Below are 18520 nucleotides of genomic sequence, written 5' to 3'. Positions count from 1 at the left end.
TATTGTTTTGATGGTTAGAATCTAGAAGCAGCGGGGAACCGCTGTCAACCCCCTAACTGATTTGAGTGGTTAGAATGGCACTGCCGCAACCGAACCGGACCGGAAGCTGGTTACCCTCAGGCATGCCCGTTCCACGCCCCCACCTCGGAGAGCCGCTCGCACTGGACCTGCTCAACACCCGCTGGATGAGCGGGGAAGGACTGCAGGATCTGCTCTCCGACGTGGCGGGATTGCGGCAATGGCTGGCCGACAACGATCTCGCCGAACGCTGCCCGGCCGACGCCGCGACCCTGCACGCCCTCGTGCGGGCACGCGAGGCCATCCTGCACGCGGCGCGCGGCGACGATATCGAGGAGCTCAACGGCGTCCTCGACCACGGGCGGATCCGCCGCACCCTCACCGCGCACGGCCCCCGGGACGAGGTGGAGGTCCGCGACCCCGAATGGCTACCGGGCTGGCTGGCCGCCGACGACCTGCTGACCCTGATGGCGGCGCCCGACCGCATCAAGCAGTGCGCACACCCGCACTGCGTGCTCTGGTTCTACGACACCTCGAAGAACGGCGCCCGGCGGTGGCACTCCATGGCGACCTGCGGCAACCGCGCCAAGGCGGCCCGGCACTACGCGCGCAACGCCTGACTCGCCGACCGGCTCGGATCACCGGGCACGTTTGTCGGCCGACGCGCTGAATTGATCAAGGCGCTGCAGTCACAGGCGCCGAGGCCGCCGACGCACCGAGTTCACCACCGCGCCGAGTTCACCACCGCGCCTTGGGCACATCGAATTCGGCGCACAGGGCGCGCCACACATCGCGGGGATCGACCCCCGCCTCGATGGCTTGCGCCCCGGTCTTCCCCATGGACGGCAGCACGTGGTCGCTCAGCAGCGCATCCCCGCGCGCCGTGCCGAACTCGGTGTACAACAGCTCCTGGAACTCCGTCAACCGCACGGCCGCGAGCCTACGCGAGGGCGTGAACGCCGGTACGAGCCCGGGTCCGCGCCCACTCGGCCGCGCGCCGGGCGACATCACGCACACGACCATCGAAGGCCACCGCTCGTCACAACGCCGCGACTGGCCGGGCGCGCGTCCGCCAAGCACCGAAGCCACCCCGGCCGAGAGCGTGTTCGCGCCGCGAGCCACCTCAGCTACCGGCGTGCGCGCCACGAGCCACCTCAGCTACCGGCGTGCGCGCCACGAGCCACCTCAGCTACCGGCGTGCGCGCCACGAGCCACCTCAGCTACCGGCGTGCGCCGCGGGCCACCTCAGCTACCGGTGTGCGCGCCGCGGGTCCCTCAGCTACCAGCGTGTGCTCGCCACGAGCCACCTCGGCTAGCGGTGTACTCGCCGCGAGCCACCTCGGCTAGCGGTGTGTGCGCGCCGCGGCGGCCACCTCGTGGCACAGCGGCACGGGGTCCGAGACCACACTCGCGCCGGCGGACGCCTTGCGGGCGCGCTCGGCGAAGGTCGGCTCGTCGAGTATCCGGCGCACCGCGGTGCGGACGGCCTCGGCGGTGAGCGGGCGGACCAGGAGCGAACTGCCGTGGCGGGCCGCACGATTGGCCAGTTCCCATTGATCGCCGCCACCCGGGACGGTCACCACCGGCACTCCGGCCAGCAGCGATTTCGCCAGCAGCCCGTGGCCGCCACCGCCGATCACGACCGCGGCGTGCCGCAACAACTCGTCCTGTCGACCCAAACCCGCTGTGGCCCACGGCGGCAGTTCGGCGGGCGGGGTGTCCAGCATGGAGATCGCCACCCGCACCCCGGCGCCGTCGAGCGCCTCGAGCACGGTGTCCACCATGCCGCTGACACCCGTGTGCGCGGTGGACGGCGCGACCATGACCAGCGGGTCGTCACCCGGCGGCAGGTCGAGAACATTCGCCGTCGGCTCCCACAGCAGCGGGCCGACCAGGTGCGCATTGTCCGGCCAATCCGGGCGGGGCACCTCCAACGCGGGCAGGGTCGCGACCAGCCGCGCCGCGGGACCGGGATCCTCGGGGGGCAGGCCGATGCCCGCCCGGGCTCGCTCGCGCTGCTCCTCGCCCTGTCGGATGGCGCGCGCAGTCATTCCGCGCAGCACCGCGTCGCGGGCCCGGCCGCTCAGCCCCTCCCCCGGCGCGAGCCCACTTCCGATGGGCGGCAGCCCTTTCGATGGCAGGTAGAGCGGATGCGGGGAGAGCTCCACCCACGGCACCTTCATCCGCTCGGCCGCCATCCCGCCGCCCGCGGTGAGCACGTCCGAGACCACCAGATCGGGCAGCATGGCACTCATATCGGGCAGGATCTCGGTCGAGATGAAGGCCGCGCGTTCGTGGATCCGCTGCCCGGCGTCGGCATCGTCGTCCTCGGCGCGGGGCGCGAGCCCTTTGAGCCGCCGTACCCCGATACCGACCTGTTTCGCGGCGTCGAACCACCGCGGCCCAGTGAACAGCACGGGCTCATCGCCCGCCTCGAGAAATCGCAGACACAGGGCGATCGCGGGGAACGCATGCCCCGGATCCGGCCCGGCCACCACCGCTACTCGCACGCGCCCAGCGTGCCATATCCGCGGGTGGAACTCAGCACACACGATTGTGCGGGGGCGCTTCGCACCACTGTGCCGGGGCATTACGCACTACTGCGGCGGGGCGTTCGGCGCATGACATGCGAGCGTATATGCCCAGATACGCATATTTCAGTGTCGATATCGCGCCCGCCGCCTTCCCCTCGCGGGTACGACTGCACTCGGCTCAGCGGCCGAACCCGTGACCCCGACCGCCGAACGCGCAAAGCCCGGCGGCCGAACCCGTGGACTCAGCCGCCGAAGTAGTACAGCTCGAACCCCGTCGCGCGAGCGGCCGGGAAGCCCTCGATGGGCCCCGTCGACATGTCGACGATGGCGCGCGCCTGCTCCAGCACCGGGTCCGAACTCAAGGCGGCGAGGTAGCGGCCATGGGCGACAAGGGATTCCACCGCGGGTCCGATGGTATCGGTGACGTCCACGGCGTGCGTGACTTTCGGCCCCGTGACCGCCGCCCAACGCGGCGACCAGACGGGCAGTTCCGCCAGTTCGGGGAAGATCCACTCGTTGCCCGCGTCGGAGACGGCGTCCAGACCGGCTCGGCCCACCGCCCGATGGTCGGCGCTGTTGACGTATCCGGGTGCCCAGGTATCACCGAAGTTGAACAGGATCACCATCTCCGGCCGGTGGCGGCGGATAGCGGCGGCCAGGTCCCGGCGCAGCGCGAGAGACTCCTCGACCCGCCCGTCCGGATACCCGAGAAACTCCACCTCCGCGACCCCCACGGCCTTGGCGGCGGCGATCTCCTCCGCCTCGCGCAGCGGCCCGGATTCCGCGGGCGGCAACCCCGCGATACCGGCCTCACCGCTGGTCACGAGCACATAGCGAATGTCCTTGCCCTGCCGTGTCCAGCGCGCCACGGCGGCTGCCGCGCCGTACTCGATGTCATCGGGGTGCGCGACAATGACGATGCCGCGCTGCCAGTCCTCGGGTAACTGCTCCATGGCGGTATTCAAACATCCGCGAGCATTCGACATGGCCCACCGGCCGCACCCACACCTTCACACCGCGGACAGCGTGCTGGCGTCGACAGCCACCACAACGCGGCCCATCATGCGCATGGGGCTCGCGCGTTCCGGGCGACGACCGCTCCGAACAACCCGCCCGCGCCACCCGGCCGTCCGTCCGATACCGACGCCGGATACGACCCACCACCCCGCGCGCACGCCATCACCCGGAACACGTGCCCCGACCGCGGGTCAGGCTCCGCGCGCCCGAACGCTCGGGCACCACGCCCAGCTGGACGCGACCTGCCCGGATCTCGTCTCACAGCGCACCCAACACCCCCTCGAACGCCGCCTCGGCGGCCCCCAGCAGCTTCAAATCCGCTCCCAGCGTGGACTTCTCGATCCGCACCCCGCCCAGTGCCCGGCTCACGATGCTGCGCTCACGCACCCGGTCCCGGACGCGCGCGACGACCACATCGGGCAGGGCGGTGAACAGGTCGCCGAGCACCACCAGTTCGGGGCCGAGGACGTTCACCACGTTCACCAGGCCGAGCACCAGCCAGTCCGGGTACTCCCCCAGCCGCGCCAGCGGGTCCGAATCCCGTTCCAGGGCGCGCAATTCGGCGACGATTCCACCGCGCGGACCATGTTCGGGCAGGCCGAGCGCCCGGCACAGCGCGGCCTGACCGACCTCGCCCTCCCAGCAGCCCACATTGCCGCAGTGGCAGGCCCGCCCATCGGGGCGCACGGTCATATGGCCGATCTCGCCGAGGTATCCGGCCGCGCCGCGCAGAATGCCGCCCTGTGCGATCAGACCGCCGCCCACGCCCACATCGGCGGAGACGAACACGGCGTCGGCTGTGCCCCGGCCCGCGCCGCGCACATGTTCGGCGAGAGCACCGAATTCGGCGTCGTTGCCGACCGCCACGGGCAGCCCCAGCACCGCCGACATGCGCTCCCCCAGCGCCACTTCCGACCACCGCAGGTTGGCCGCCGTATGGACGTATCCGTCGGTGCGGCGCACCACCCCGGGCACCGAGATGCCGACCGCCACCGGGTGCACGCCGAGATCACCGGCCAGCAGGGCGGCGGATTCGGCGACATGGGTGACCACTTCGATCGGATCGCGTTGCCGCCCGTGCAGATTCCAGCTGTTGCGCCCGAGGATGTGCCCGCCGAACCCCACCAGCGCGATGGCGGTGCGTTCGACCTGCACGTCCACCGCCAGCACCACCGCCGCCTGGGGTTGCGGCAGCACCAGCAGCGACGGCCGCCCGGCCCCGCGCCCGGCACCCGCGGGCGTCTGGCGCGGCACCCGCTCCTCCACGATCCCGGCCTCGGCCAACCCGTCCACCAGCATCTTGATGGTGGACCGGTTGAGTCCTAGGTCGGTGGCCAGGGCCGCCCGGGTCGCCGGTCCGCCGATGTGCAGCAGTCGCAGCAGACTGGACCGGTTGAAGCGACGCACCTCGTCCGGGCGGGCGACGGTCATGGCATCAGGAATACCATTGCGGCGCTCACCGTCCCGACGCGGCGCTGCGACGGCGGGACAGAGCGTCGACGGTGGCGGCCAGCAGCAGCACCAGTCCGGTCACGATGGAGACCACCGCGGCGGGCTGGCGCAGCAGCCCCAGACCGTTCGCGACCACCGCGAGCACCGCGCCGCCGATCACGGCGTCGGCCACCCGGCCCTTGCCGCCGAACAGCGAGGTGCCGCCGATCACGGCCGCGCCCACCGCGAACAGCAGCGTATTGAGCCCGCCGGCCTGCGGGTCGACCGAGCCGACCTTGGACGAGTAGACGATGGCCCCGACCGCCGCGCACGCCGAGCTGATCACGAAAACACTGGCCCGCAGCCGGGTCACGTCGATACCGGCGCGCCGCGCCGCCTCCCGGTTGCCGCCCACCGCGTAGATGTGGCGACCGTAGGTGGTGCGATTGAGCACATAGGTGCCGACCACCAGCAGCGCCAGCACGATCGGCACCACGTACGGCACACCCGAGATCTCGATGAGATCGCTCGGCGACCGGTTCACGGTGAGCAGCGCGGTCACCACGGCCGCGAATCCGGTGAGCGCCACCACCTTCGTGACCACCAGCGGGGTCGGCTGGGTCACCAGGCCGCGCTTGCGCCGCCGCAGATGTCCGCCCAGCGTGACCGCCGCGTAGCCGCCGGCCGCGACGACGAACAGCGCCCAGCTGCCGATCGTGGACAGATTGCCGTTGGCGACCTGGTTCAGCACGTGCGAGGAGCTGATGCCCAGCACCCCGCCCTCACCGATGAGTTGCAGGATCACGCCCTGCCAGGCGAGGAACAGCGCGAGCGTCACCACGAAGGAGGGCATCCCGATCTTGGCGATGAGGAAGCCGGTGATACAGCCGATGGCGGTGCCCACGCACACCGCGAGCAGCATCTCCACCCACGGGTTCGCCTCGAAGCCGATGACGGTGATGGCGACGCCGAGCAGCGACATGAACACACCCGGCCAGATGCGTAGGAACGCCGCCAGGGCGGCGGCCAGCACCAGCATGGCCACGAAGACGATGAAGACCGTCGATCCCATGCCCGCGAGCAGATTCCCGTTCTCCACGTAGTGCATGGCCAGGACCGCGCCCGCCACGCCGGAGGCGGTGCCCGCGGACAGGTCGATCTCACCGATCAGCAGCACGTAGACGATGCCGATGGCGATGATGGTCTGCCCCGCGCCCTGCGCCAGCAGATTGGCGATGTTGTTGAGCGAGAGGAAGACGTCCGACAGCGTCGAGAACAGCACCACCAGCGCGATGAGGCCCAGGATGGCCGGCAGCGAACCGATATCGCCGGACCGCACGCGAATAAGGTAGTCGCGCAGCGCATCCCGGGTGGACATGGCGGTGGTGTCGATCCCGAAATCGGAGACCGCGGTGTCGGCGGCCGTCGAGCCGGCGGATTCGGAAACCTTCACAGCGCCACCGCCTCCGGTCGCGCCAGCCCGAGTTCACCGGACCGGCCCGCGGTGATCAGCTCCACCACCTGGGCATGGGTGACGTCGGCCGCCCGCACCTGCGCCGCCATCCGGCCCAGGTACAGCACGGCGATGCGATCGGCCACCTCGAACACGTCGGCGAGATTGTGACTGATCAGCACCACCCCGAGCCCCTGTTCGGCGAGTCTGCGCACCAGGTCGAGCACCTGGCGGGTCTGGGCCACGCCGAGCGCGGCGGTGGGTTCGTCCAGCAGCACCAGATTGCTGTTCCACAGTACGGCTTTGGCGATGGCCACCGTCTGCCGCTGCCCGCCGGAGAGCGCCGAGACCGGGGTGCGGACCGATTTCACGGTGCGCACACCCAGGGAGGCGAGGGTGCGCCGCGCCGCCTCCTCCATATTCGCCTCGTCGAGGAACCAGGGTCGGCCGCGCTCGCGGCCGAGGAACATATTCGCGACGATATCGAGATTGTCGGCCAGCGCCAGATCCTGGTAGACGACCTCGATGCCCAGGGCGGCAGCGTCTTTGGGCCCGTGGATGCGGACTTCCTCGCCGCGGAAGCGCACCGTGCCGGAGTCGGCGGCGTGGATACCGGCGATACATTTCACCAGCGTGGACTTGCCCGCGCCATTGTCGCCCACCAGGGCGGTGACCGATCCGGCCGGTACGGTGAAGTCCACCTCGTGCAATACCCGCACCGGGCCGAAACTCTTGTTCAGCCCGGTGATGTCGAGCAATGGCTCGGTCATGGCGGATCAGCCGATGCCGAGTTCGGCGCAGGTGGCGCTCAGGTCACCGGAGCAGACATCGGCGGCCTGCACATAGCCGGTGTCGATGACTGTCTTCACCTGATCCTTCAGGATCGTCTGCGGTTCCAACAGCACCGATTTCACGTCGCGATCGCCCTTCGGATCCTGACTCACGTCCTGGGCCAACGCGTCCGCGGCGGCCTTGTCGCCCTTGGCCAGGGCGGCGGCCAGTGCGGCGGCGGCCTCGGCCTCGGCCTGGATCGGCTTGAACACCGTCATGTACTGGTCGCCGCGCAGCACGGCCTTGAGGCCCTCCACGGTGGCGTCCTGGCCGGTGACCGGCACCCGCCCGTTGAGGCCGTTCTTCTTGAGCACGGTGATCACCGCGCCCGCCAGTCCGTCGTTGGCGGCGACCACGCCGTCGACCGTGCCACCATTACCGGTGAGCAGCTGTTCGAAGACGGTGCCGCCCTTCTGGTTGTCCCAGCCGTCGATGGGCTGGCTGTGCACCAGCTTCAGCGCGCCCGACTCGTAGAGCGGCTTCAGGATATTCGTTTGTCCCTGATGGAAGAGGGTCGCGTTGTTGTCGGTGGGAGCCCCCTCGATCTCGATGACCTCCGCGCCCGGCTTGTCCCGCAGGGCGTCGGCCATGGCCTGGCCCTGGAGTTCGCCGACGCGCACATTGTCGAAGGACACGTAGTAGTCGGAGGATCCGCCGAGGCTGAGCCGGTCGTAGTCGATGGTGGGGATGCCCGCGCGCTGCGCCTTGGCTGCGACGGTGCTGCCCACCTCGCTGTTGATGGCGGCGATGATGAGCACCTTCACACCCTGGGCGATCATGCCGTCGGCCAGCGCGCTGAATTTCTGCACGTCGCCCTGGGCGTTCTGCACGTCGGCGTCGAAACCCTCGGCGCGCAGGGCCTGTTCGAGCATGGGCTTGTCGAAGGACTCCCAGCGGGCGGAGGTGGCGGTCTCCGGCAGGATCACGCCGACGGTGCCGCTGCCGCCACCGCCGCCCGCCGCGGTGGTGGGGCCGTCGTCGCGGGTGGTGTTGGAGCCGCAGGCGGTGAGGGCCATGAGCCCGGATACGGCCAGGGCGCACAGCGCGTACCCCGGGCGGCGGCGGGTGCGCCGGGAGTTTCGGGGCGGGAGCGGGGTTTTCGTCCTCATCGGGTGACCTTTCGAGCGGCGGTCACGGGTAGGCGACCGCGCACCGACTAAATGTTGTGGGCAACAACATATGCGACGGCGGTCGCCTCCGATGGCGAATTGCCCGAATCAGGGCAGCAGCACGACCTTTCCGCCCGCATGGCCCGCGATGACGAACTCGTGCGCGGCGGCGACCTCGGTGAGCGGATAGGTCGCGGCGACGACGAGTTCCAGTGTGTCCGCACCGAGCAGCTCGAGCAGTTCCCGCCAGGCCCCGGCCCGGATCTCGGTGCCCGGATCCGCGCCCGGACCGCCACCCAGAGCCTTGATGCCGGTCTCGGCCACCCGGGCGAAGGCCACGATGGTGGCGATGCGCGCACGGTCGGCGACCAACGCCAGGGAAACGTCGACGGCCTCGTCGGTGCCGACGGTGTCGATGGCGGCGTCCACGCCACCGGGAGCGAGCGCCCGCACGCGATCGGCGAGCCCCGGCCCGTACGCGACCGGTTCGACGCCGTAGCCGCGCAGGCGTTCGTGGCGGGAGGGGGCCGCGGTGCCGATCACCCGCGCGCCGCGCGCGACGGCCAACTGTGCGGCGGTCGCGCCGACACTGCCCGCGGCACCGTGCACGAGCACCGTGTCGCCCGCGCGCACGGCGGTGGCCGCCAGCGTGTGGACGGCGGTTCCGCCGACGGCTTGGATTCCGGCCGCGACCTCCCAGCTCACCGCCTTCGGTTTGGGGACCACGCGGTCGGCCCGCGCGGTGACGGCGGTGGCGTAGCCGCCGTCCACCCGGGCCAGCACCTCATCACCGGGGTGGATCGGACCGGCCGGGCCGATGGCGTCGGGTCCCACCGCGGTCACCACACCGGACACCTCGCCACCCAGCCGCATCGGCAGGGCATCGGGGTCGGTGCCGAACGCTCCGGAGTAACGCTTGTAGTCGAAGGGGTTCACTCCGGCCGCCCGCACCTCGACGGTCACCTCACCCGGTCCGGGCGCGGGTACGTCGATCTCGATGGGAGTCAGGACTTCCGGGCCACCGTAGGCGGTGGCGATGATCGCGATAGCCATAGCGCGGTCAACGGTTCGGTCGCGCGGGCTGTTCCCTCACCTGCACCACGCCTGCGAGCACGCGGGATTGCGGCGGGACGCGCGGGCATGGCGGGCCGGACGCACGACGACTGGAGGTGCGTGGCCCGGGGCCGCGCCCGACGGCCCGCCGACACGGCATCGGGCCGCCCGCGCGAATGGTCGCGGGCGGCCCGATCGGCTGTGCCGGTGCGTCTACATCTTGCTGATCGTCGACTTGTCCGAGCCGGACACCGCCTTGTACAGCAGGTACAGCCCGAACACCACGAGACTGATCATGAGGATCGGAAACAGGCCCTTGATCAGCGCGCCGATAATGGCCAGCGCGATCCACACCACCGCGACGACGCCGATGATCTTCCACAGCATTGGTACCTCCCGAAGTCTTCCCGAACCGGCGTTCGCGCGATCCGACACCCTCCATACTCGCAGGGCCACAAGAGAAAAACACCAGGTCAGCGCCAATATCCGGGAAAGTTCAGGGTTCCCCCTGAGCCCACGCCACGGCCGACCGGACGTGCACCCGCCCGGCAGCGCCCGCACGGACACACCCGATCGACAGCAGACACCGCTCGCGGCCGACCATCCGATACCCCGGCCGAGCAGGCAGCACGAGGTGCCGCAACGGCCGGACCGAGCTCAGGCACGCGAACGCGCCGAGCGACACAGCCGGTCCGCGAGCACCGGTCAGCACAGCCGGTCGAACGGCGCGGGGGAATAGGCAGGGCGACGCTCACGGCAGCAGTTCCAGCCGGCCGCACCACGGGTGATCGAACGGCGCGAAGCAGTCACGCTCACGGCGGCAGTTCCAGCCGATCGCGCCACGGGTGATCGAACGGCGCGAAGCAGTCACGCTCACAGCAGCGGCTCCAGCCGATCGCGCACGGCGGTCCAACAGCGCGGGTGTAGTTGCGACGATTTGTGGGTCAGGCCGTGGGCGGTGTGGCGCGGTAGCGGCCGTCGGCGAGGTCGGTGAGGGCCTGCGCCCAGCCGTCCAGGCGGTCGGCGGCGTCGCGCAGGTCCACCATGGCCCAGCCGAGGTCGTCGGCGAGCGCGGCGCTCTCGGGGACGGCGAGCACCTGGGCGGTGGCGGCCACGATTCGCTCGTATTCGGCGACACCGGCGTCGAGGCGTCCGGCGGCGATCCGAATATGCTCGGCCACAGGAGAATTCGTTGGGGACAGGGCGCTCGCGGCACGTTCCATGGCGACCATGTCAGCGGCCAGGGCATGCAGGGCGGCCGCTCCGGAACCGGCGGTCTCCAGCGTGTCGGTGAGGTCGTCGGCGGGCAGCCGCCCCGAGCGGGCGATCTGATTGCCGAGGCCGTGCATGGCGCGCTCGGCCCGCACCAGTCGCGCGATCGCCGCCCGCGCGGCCGACCGCGCCGGTGGCAGCCGCCTGGGCTGGAACGCGGCCGGTGGCAGGGGGTCATTGCGAATCTGCAAGTACCGCTTGGTGGTCACGGCCGCCCCGGTCACCAAGGCCACGGCACCGCCGCCGACCACCACCACGGCCCAGGCGGGCGCGGAGATCAGCACCAGACCGATGGTGCCGATGGTCGTCACCCCGGAGGCGGTGCCCAACCGCAGGCTGCGCCGCCGCACCCGCCGCCGCTTGCGCAACTCCCGCTCCCGCGGATCGGCCCAGCGCCGCACCGTGGCGAACGCCTGCTCCCCCATCCCGCGCAGCGCCTCGGGCAGCCGCTGCGCCAACTCCTCCGGCTCCACACCGGCCGGAGCCAACATTTCCCGAACGGTCTCACCGGCCCGTTCCCGAGCCCCCCGCACCCCGAACACCGACGATTCGCGGCCACCGGTCGCCCCACGAGCATCGGCTCCCCGACCGAACACGCCACCCGCTCGACCCGAGGCCTCCCGCTGGTCGCGCACGACGCCGATATCGAAGCCGGGCAAGGGGTTCCACGCCCGCACGGGTGAGCCTGTGGACGCATCTGTCGCACTCGGATCGGAGCGGTCCCCGACTCCGAAGTCCGCCCGGTATCCAGCCGCGCCGAAAGAGGTTGTGGCACTGCTGGATTCAGGGGTCGTTCCGGGCTGCGAAGCCGCATGGCCGCGATGATCCGGCGGTTCCGGTGGGGCCGGGTGCGCGGCCGAGGGAGGGTACCCGGGTGTCGTCTGCCCGGCGGCGTGAGAACCGGCGGGACCCCCTTCAGCCCGCGATGAGGAGGGCGAAGAGCTTCTCGCGACGGGCGGCGGGACGACGGGGGGCGTCACGTCCCGTTCGGCTGCGGTCCCCAGACCCGGGATCGGAAATCGGAATCCGGTCGAGCGCTCCGCTACCGGTTTGCGGCGGAAGCGGGCGCGGGGGGTCGCGGGCTCACCCGCTGCCCGCGATCTCCCCATCGGTCGAACCTTTCGCCTGATTACTGCGCAGCGCTCCCGGCGAGGGCCCGCCGGAGCGCTCGGTTACTACTGCTGCTGTGCGCTGCGGTCCTTGTCCAGCTGCGGCTGGGCCGGGTTTGCGGCGGCCTGGCCCTGGTTGAGCTGCGGGGACGCACCGCTGGAAGGCAGGGCGTCGCCGCGCATGGAGGCGCGGATCTGCTCGAGGCGGTTGTGGCCCGCCATCTGGATGCTGGCCTGCTGCACTTCCATCATGCGGCCCTGCACCGAGTTCTGGGCCAGTTCGGCGGCGCCGAGCGCGTTGGCGTAGCGGCGTTCGATCTTCTCGCGCACCGCGTCCAGGCTCGGGGTGGTGCCGGGGGCGGACAGGGTGGAGTCCATCCGCTGCAGGGACGCCGACACCTGCTCCTGCATCTTGGCCTGCTCCAGCTGGGACAGCAGCTTGGTGCGCTCGGCCACCTTCTGCTGCAGCAGCATGGCGTTCTGCTCCACGGCCTTCTTGGCCTGGGCGGCGGCCTGCAGCGACTGGTCGTGCAGCACCTTCAGATCCTCGACGGACTGCTCGGCGGTCACCAGCTGCGCCGCGAAAGCCTCGGCGGCATTGGTGTACTGGATCGCCTTCTCGGTGTCCCCGGCATTGGTGGCCTGGTCGGCGAGCATGACCGCCTGGCGGGCATTGGCGTTGAGCTTCTCCACCTCGTCGAGTTGGCGGTTGAGCTTCATCTCCAGCTGACGCTGGTTGCCGATGACCGACGCGGCCTGCTGCGACAGGGCCTGATGCTGGCGCTGGGCTTCCTCGATAGCCTGCTGGATCTGAACCTTCGGATCCGCGTGCTCCTCGATCTTCGAGTCGAAGAGGGCCATCAGGTACTTCCAGGCCTTGACGAACGGATTAGCCATCGATTGATCCCGCCTCCATACTGACGTGCCGCGCGAGCCCACGCGACATAGTGCGCGACCGTCACGCACCCCGTTGTGTCCCTATCCTCCACTGCGCGGTAGCCGTTGAAATCCGGGACGGCCCCCTAGGGGACCGTCCCCGCACAACACTCCCGGCACGAAGCCTACCGAGAATTTATCCCTTTCGGCTCCATCGCACAGTGTTCAGTCGGCCGCGACCAGCACCAGGCGGTCCGATGTGGGCGCCGGAATGACGAACCGGGGGCCGAACGCACCATCCCCGCCGCGCGGCGTGACACCGGAACCGCCCGTACCGGACGCGGCGGCGCTCGCCGGCGCGGCCCCGGCGGGTGCGGCGGCGGTGCGCTCGGTCTCGCGGTCGGCGTCGGCCATGGCCGCGCTCACATCGAAAAGCACCTGCGACAGCGGCACGTCCAGCGCCTGGCAGATAGCCGCCAGCAGCTCACTGGACGCTTCCTTGCGGCCGCGCTCGACCTCCGACAGGTACCCCAGGCTGACCCGCGCGGAGGTGGAGACCTCACGCAACGTCCGGCTCTGGGCGACCCGAGCGCGCCGCAGACTTTCCCCGATGGCTTCTCGCAGCAGCGTCATCTCGTTCTCCTCACACTCGTCGCCGGGCGGGTGGATCGAATCCCGGAGCCTGCCTGGACAACGCCCAGCGGCGCCCTCGCGTTCCCGAACGCCTCAACCACCCCGCACACCGCGGAGCAGTTCGGTGATCGCGGCGCGAACCGCGGTCACCCTGATCGTCCACCGGTCCCCGGACAGTTTCAACCGAATCACCTCGGTGCCCTCCGGACCCGCCAATCCGAGGAATACCGTGCCGACCGGGTGGCCGTCCTGCGGTTCGGGTCCGGCGACCCCCGTCAAACCGATCCCCCAGTCGGCTCCGCACCGGATGCGCGCGCCCACGGCCAGCTGTTCGGCGGTGCTGGCGGCCACCGGTCCGTCGGTGTCGAGGGTGTCGGCGCTCACACCGGCGAGGGTCGCCTTGAGGTCGGTGGCGTAGACGACGAGTCCCCCGCGCAGCACGGCGCTCGCACCCGGAACTCCGGCGATGGTCGCCGCGAGCAGTCCGGCGGTGAGCGATTCCGCGGTCGCCACCGTCTGCCCCGCCGCGCGCAGGGCGCGCACCAGGTCGGCGGCCGGGGCCTCGGCGGTCAGGGGATCGGTCGAGGGCGTCCGGACGGCGGTCACGGCCGGACCCGTCAGGCCGTGCGGCGCGGCGCGCCGAACCAGAGCCGGGCGGCCTGCACCACATAGTCGAGGCCGGTGGCGACGGTCAGCGCCACCGCCGCGTACATCAGCAGCATGCCCGCGGTGAACCAGCCGTCCGAGAGCGGCAGCAGCAGCACGGCGATGGCCACCGACTGCACCAGCGTCTTGAGTTTGCCGCCGCGACCGGCCGGAATCACCCCGCGCCGGACCACCGCCAGGCGCAGCAGCGTGATCCCGACCTCGCGGGCGCCGATCACGATGGTGATCCACCACGGCAGATCGCCCAGCATGGACAGCCCCACCAGTGCCGCGCCGATCAGCGCCTTGTCCGCGATGGGATCGGCGAGCTTGCCGAAATCGGTGATCAGCCCGTATTTCCGGGCCAGCTGCCCATCGATGCGGTCGGTGATGGCGGCGATGCCGAACAGCGCCGCCGCGGCCCACCGCCAGCCGGTGTCGTGGCCGCCGCCCGCGAACAGGGCCGCCAGGAACAGCGGCACGATGGCGATGCGCAGCACCGTCAGCACATTGGCCACGTTCATGAGCGGCACGGCGGCCGGTTCGACCGCCCCGACCTCCGGTCGCGGCGCGGGCGCGAACCCGGAATGCGGGGAACCCGCCCCGGCCCAGCGGCCCTCCTCACGTTGCACGGTCACCAGCGCCCCCACCGGCCGGCGACTCGGCCAAGGGACCCGGCGACGACCGGGCAGCGGGGGGACTGGATGTGCGACACACCTTCAGACTATCGGTACGGGGGCCGACTACTGTGCACCCCATGACAACACGGGCACCTCACAGCGGTTCGGTAGGCGGCGCGGCGGCGGGCACCCCCGTCGTGCGCCGCGCCCGCGCCTCGGATGTGCCCGAGATCAAGGGCCTGGTCGACATCTACGCGGGCCGGATCCTGCTGGAGAAGAACCTCGTGAACCTGTACGAGGCGCTGCAGGAGTTCTGGGTGGCCGAACTCGACGGCCGCCTCGTCGGCTGCGGGGCCCTGCACGTGCTGTGGGCGGACCTCGGCGAGGTGCGCACCGTGGCCGTGCACCCGGACGTGAAGGGCTCGGGAGTCGGGCACATGCTCGTCTCCCAGCTCATCACCGTGGCGCGCGAACTGGAACTGAAACGCCTGTTCGTGCTCACCTTCGAGGTGGACTTCTTCGGCCGCCACGGTTTCGCCGAGATCGACGGCACCCCGGTCACCGCCGAGGTGTACGCCGAGATGTGCCGCTCCTACGACACCGGCGTCGCCGAGTTCCTCGACCTCAGCTACGTCAAACCCAACACCCTCGGGAATACCCGAATGCTGTTGAACCTCTGAACCTTTCGACAAACCTCAACCGTCCCTCCGATCAGGAAGCTCCACCCGTGCCGATCTTCGCCGTCCACTACACCTACACCGACGCCACCGCCGCATCCCGCGCCGAGCACCGCCCCGCGCACCGCGCCTTCCTCAACGGACTGGTCGACCAGGGCATCGTGCTGACCAGCGGCCCGTACCCGGACGGTTCCGGCGCGCTGCTGCTCTTCCGCGTCTCCGACGCCGAGGAGATGCCGAAACTGCTGGCACAGGATCCGTTCGCGCAGCTGGGACTGATCGAAGAGGTGCGGTATGTGGAATGGCTGCCGGTGATGGGCGCGTTCGCGGAGTAACCGAACGCCGGTCAGCGCCGCATCGCGGCGAGCAGCGATCTACCGGTCAGCTTGCGGTCTGCCGTCAGCAGGTAGGAGACCGGCGTGTCCTGGATGGTGGTGCGGCGTGCGCGCATCCGGTCCGCGACGTACGGGACGACCGAGAAGGCGAAACCCGTTCCGGCACCGGCGAAGTCGGTGACTTCGGGGAGCGCCGTGCCGGTGATCGCGGCGGCGGGCAGGTCGACCTTGATGCCGAGCAGGCCGGGAACGGCATCGATTCCGAAGTCGTTCAGCGCTCGGCACAGGTCCTCGAGCTGAGGTTTCGTCGTCGATCGGTAGACGCCTCGGAGTCGACGTTGTGCCGCATCCGGCCCCTCGGCCAGCGCGACGCTCTCCAATTCCTTCGACAGCGACCCGATATGGTCCCGGAACGCCCGCAGATCACCCGCGTGCCGCTCGCGAAACGACAGCAGCGTCGGCAGCGGCACCTCGCGCAATCGCTCGGGTCGCGGGGCGGCGTGCGCGGCGAAGTGGATGTACGCGTGCTGCGCTTCCTCGCTCATCCCTTTCTCGCGCACCGGCTCGGCCGCGTCGTCGACCAGCAGGTCGTAGAGCCGATCGATGGTGCCGACGGCGGCGTGCGCGCGGGGATCGTCGGTCACGGGTGAGACCCGCTGCCGCGCCGCCACCACATCGGCGAGGGCGGTCAGGTAGAGGTCGGCGAGTCGAGGATGCATCCCGAGGTACGGACCGGTCGACTCCTCGACCGTCACCGCCAGGCCCTCCTCCTCCAACAGCCGGGACAGGGCGAGATGCGCCTTCGGCCCGTCGGTCCCGACATGGACCCACGCCAGGCCCGGGTAGGCGCGGCGCGGCCCACCCGACTTGCGCGGCGTTGCCGCCGATCCGGCCGAGTCCACCACCGCCCGCCACGCGTACCGCTGCCACACCCGCGGCTCCCCCGAGGTGATGATGTCGCCGAAGATATTGGTGAGCCGCCGCAGATCCTCCCGAACCGGCTCCACGTCGTGCAGGAAATCGGTCTCCGCGCGCACCCTCGCCACCGGGTCCGAATCGGTGTCCGTGGCCGATCGCGGGCGAATCCGCGCGATATGGTCCCACGTCAGCAGTGCCAGCTTCAGCCAGTTCTCGTTCCGGAAACGCGTCCACGGGTAATACAGGGCGATCTGTGACACGGCCCCAGCATGCCAGCAATGCCGGAACGCTGTCTCGAGTTAGCGCCGCTGCGTCCGAATTCCATTCGGCAACAGCCGATCTGTTCGTCGGCATCTTGCGACGAGAGGTCGCTGAGACTAAAATCACAAGCGTCAGTGGGATTTCCGTTATCCGAACCATCCGGACTCGACCATCGCAAACCCATGGGCTCGATTACCGGACGTATCGCGCCTATGCCGAATGTCCAAGCTTATTCACCGCATACAGCACGCATTCGGCAGCTTTCCGTTCGTCTGCTATCCGCACCTCCGTTCGTTTCGGCGAGAAGTCCTGCAGCACCGGGCGATCCGACGAACCGAGCGAGAGGTACCGCATGCGTTCCGTGAATTCCATTCCCAGTGCACCGAAAGCGGCGCCGCTGCTCGGCCACGCGGTTCCCCTGCTCCGAGATCCGACCCGCTTCCTCACCTCGCTTCCCACCACGGAAAGCCTGATCCGGATTCGCATCGGACCCGCTCGGATCGTGCTGGCATGCGATCCCGCGACGGTTCGCCAACTGCTGCGAGACGATCGGACATTCGACAAGGGCGGGCCCATCTATGACCGGATCCGCGAAGTGCTACGAGACAGTCTGGCTTCCTGCCCCTATGACGCACATCGCCGGCAACGCCGCTTGGCGCAGCCCGCGTTCCGCTCCGACCGCCTCCCGCGGTACGCGGAGACGATGACGGAATGCATTGTCGACGTCATCGACTCCTGGCCGGACGACGAGCCGCTGAACCTGCTGACCGAGATGATGACGATCACCTCGCGCGTCACGGCGGCCACGCTGCTGTCGAACACGCTCCCCACCGGACTGCTCGACAGGCTACTGGCCGATGTCACAACCCTTTTCGACGGCTTCTACCTGCGCACATTCCTGCCGCCGCCACTGGACCGCCTTCCGACAGCGGGGAACCTGTCGTACCGTCGCGCGCACGCGCGCCTGCGCCGAACCGTAGACGACATCATCGCGCAGCGACGTCGCACGCCCGACGATCACGGCGACCTGCTGTCCGCCCTGATGACTGCCCGGGATGACGAGCACGATGGCGGCGGGATGAGCGATGAGGAGATCACCGACACCATCATCGCGTTCTTCCTCGCCGGCACCGAGACCACCGCGACGACGCTGGCATGGGCGCTGTACCTGCTGGCCCGGAATCCGGAGGTCGAGCATCGGCTGCATGCCGAAGTCGACGCGGTGCTGCCGGAGCGGACCGCGCACTACACCGATCTACATCGGTTGCCGCTGACCGAACGGGTGATCACCGAGGCGCTGCGCGTCTACTCACCGGCCTGGCTGTCCATGCGAGTGGTCACCGACGCTACCACGCTGGGCGGGTACACGCTTCCCGTCGGTACGACCGTGGCCTACAGCCCCTACCTGATCCATCACCGGGCGGATGTCTTCCCGCAGCCGGAGATCTTCGATCCGGGTCGATGGGACCCAGACGTCGCGCATCCTCCGCTCGAGAACTTCCTTCCGTTCGGCGGGGGCGCTCGAAAATGCATCGGCGACCGATTCGGCATGGCCGAAGCGACCCTCACGCTGGCGACGATCGCGAGTCGATGGCGCTTGCGGCTGTCGACCGACCGCGAGGTCACACCGGCGACGGGCCTGCTGCTACGACCCCGAAATCTGCTGATGACGCCCAGTCCACGACAGACGACCCCGATCCACCCGGTCGAGAAGGCCGAGCGATGACC

General features: G+C 70.0%; 19 protein-coding genes. 4 read left to right on the top strand and 15 right to left on the bottom strand.

Annotated elements, in window-relative coordinates; translation table 11 throughout:
* Positions 1-122 precede the first annotated feature (122 nt).
* The gene (locus tag QJS31_RS25300; protein WP_282779660.1) at positions 123-638 is read left to right on the top strand and encodes a CGNR zinc finger domain-containing protein; all 516 of its coding nucleotides are present in this window, start codon (positions 123-125) and stop codon (positions 636-638) included.
* Positions 639-756: 118 nt separating this feature from the next.
* On the opposite strand, the gene QJS31_RS25295 is transcribed toward QJS31_RS25300, so the two are convergent.
* From QJS31_RS25295 to pgsA, 14 genes are all read right to left on the bottom strand, one after another.
* Complete coding sequence (locus tag QJS31_RS25295) at positions 757-948, bottom strand: DUF3046 domain-containing protein (RefSeq protein WP_029928276.1); 192 nt, start codon at positions 946-948, stop codon at positions 757-759.
* Between the two features lie 413 nt (positions 949-1361).
* Positions 1362-2528 (bottom strand): glycosyltransferase, encoded by a 1167-nt coding sequence (locus tag QJS31_RS25290; protein WP_306357869.1) that lies wholly within the window; start codon positions 2526-2528, stop codon positions 1362-1364.
* Positions 2529-2794: 266 nt separating this feature from the next.
* Positions 2795-3505 (bottom strand): PIG-L deacetylase family protein, encoded by a 711-nt coding sequence (locus QJS31_RS25285; RefSeq protein ID WP_282779655.1) that lies wholly within the window; start codon positions 3503-3505, stop codon positions 2795-2797.
* Between the two features lie 322 nt (positions 3506-3827).
* Entirely contained in the window at positions 3828-5000 is a 1173-nt protein-coding gene (locus tag QJS31_RS25280; RefSeq protein ID WP_306357868.1) for an ROK family transcriptional regulator, read from the bottom strand.
* Between the two features lie 25 nt (positions 5001-5025).
* The gene (locus tag QJS31_RS25275) at positions 5026-6453 is read right to left on the bottom strand and encodes a sugar ABC transporter permease (RefSeq protein ID WP_306357867.1); all 1428 of its coding nucleotides are present in this window, start codon (positions 6451-6453) and stop codon (positions 5026-5028) included.
* The gene (locus QJS31_RS25270) at positions 6450-7223 is read right to left on the bottom strand and encodes an ATP-binding cassette domain-containing protein (RefSeq protein WP_282779649.1); all 774 of its coding nucleotides are present in this window, start codon (positions 7221-7223) and stop codon (positions 6450-6452) included. Before QJS31_RS25270 ends, QJS31_RS25275 begins: the two co-directional genes overlap by 4 nt.
* 6 nt (positions 7224-7229) lie before the next feature.
* Complete coding sequence (locus QJS31_RS25265; protein ID WP_306357866.1) at positions 7230-8393, bottom strand: sugar ABC transporter substrate-binding protein; 1164 nt, start codon at positions 8391-8393, stop codon at positions 7230-7232.
* A 108-nt stretch (positions 8394-8501) separates the two neighbouring features.
* Complete coding sequence (locus QJS31_RS25260) at positions 8502-9446, bottom strand: NADP-dependent oxidoreductase (RefSeq protein ID WP_306357865.1); 945 nt, start codon at positions 9444-9446, stop codon at positions 8502-8504.
* A gap of 213 nt (positions 9447-9659) precedes the next feature.
* Positions 9660-9833, bottom strand: coding sequence for a hypothetical protein (locus QJS31_RS25255; RefSeq protein WP_029928261.1), 174 nt, complete (start codon positions 9831-9833; stop codon positions 9660-9662).
* 557 nt (positions 9834-10390) lie between these two features.
* Positions 10391-11209, bottom strand: a complete 819-nt coding sequence (locus QJS31_RS25250; RefSeq protein ID WP_051037516.1) for a hypothetical protein — start codon at positions 11207-11209, stop codon at positions 10391-10393.
* Positions 11210-11893: 684 nt separating this feature from the next.
* Positions 11894-12724 carry a phage shock protein PspA gene (gene pspA, locus QJS31_RS25245; protein WP_039815749.1) on the bottom strand — a complete coding sequence of 277 codons (831 nt, stop codon included), beginning with the start codon at positions 12722-12724 and terminating at the stop codon, positions 11894-11896.
* 204 nt (positions 12725-12928) lie between these two features.
* Positions 12929-13336, bottom strand: coding sequence for a helix-turn-helix domain-containing protein (locus tag QJS31_RS25240; RefSeq protein ID WP_306357864.1), 408 nt, complete (start codon positions 13334-13336; stop codon positions 12929-12931).
* Positions 13337-13429: 93 nt separating this feature from the next.
* Complete coding sequence (locus QJS31_RS25235; protein ID WP_372341664.1) at positions 13430-13942, bottom strand: CinA family protein; 513 nt, start codon at positions 13940-13942, stop codon at positions 13430-13432.
* Positions 13943-13953: 11 nt separating this feature from the next.
* The gene (pgsA, locus tag QJS31_RS25230) at positions 13954-14619 is read right to left on the bottom strand and encodes a CDP-diacylglycerol--glycerol-3-phosphate 3-phosphatidyltransferase (protein ID WP_282786582.1); all 666 of its coding nucleotides are present in this window, start codon (positions 14617-14619) and stop codon (positions 13954-13956) included.
* A gap of 119 nt (positions 14620-14738) precedes the next feature.
* Between pgsA and QJS31_RS25225 the strand changes: the two genes are divergently transcribed.
* Positions 14739-15281 carry an amino-acid N-acetyltransferase gene (locus QJS31_RS25225; protein ID WP_306357863.1) on the top strand — a complete coding sequence of 181 codons (543 nt, stop codon included), beginning with the start codon at positions 14739-14741 and terminating at the stop codon, positions 15279-15281.
* A gap of 47 nt (positions 15282-15328) precedes the next feature.
* Positions 15329-15613, top strand: coding sequence for a YciI family protein (locus tag QJS31_RS25220; RefSeq protein WP_282785880.1), 285 nt, complete (start codon positions 15329-15331; stop codon positions 15611-15613).
* A gap of 11 nt (positions 15614-15624) precedes the next feature.
* Here the strand turns inward: QJS31_RS25220 and QJS31_RS25215 are convergent, their stop codons facing one another.
* Positions 15625-16791: a DUF6236 family protein gene (locus QJS31_RS25215; RefSeq protein WP_306357862.1), complete on the bottom strand. Its 1167-nt coding sequence runs from the start codon at positions 16789-16791 to the stop codon at positions 15625-15627.
* On the opposite strand from QJS31_RS25215, the gene QJS31_RS25210 reads away from it, so the two are divergent.
* Entirely contained in the window at positions 16785-18518 is a 1734-nt protein-coding gene (locus QJS31_RS25210; protein ID WP_306357861.1) for a cytochrome P450, read from the top strand. The two genes, QJS31_RS25215 and QJS31_RS25210, sit on opposite strands and share 7 nt — an antisense overlap.
* The last annotated feature ends 2 nt before the right edge of the window (positions 18519-18520 follow it).

Source organism: Nocardia sp. CC213A (assembly GCF_030766805.1).
Classification (GTDB): Bacteria; Actinomycetota; Actinomycetes; order Mycobacteriales; family Mycobacteriaceae; genus Nocardia; species Nocardia otitidiscaviarum.
This window is presented reverse-complemented; position numbering and strand designations above follow the sequence as displayed.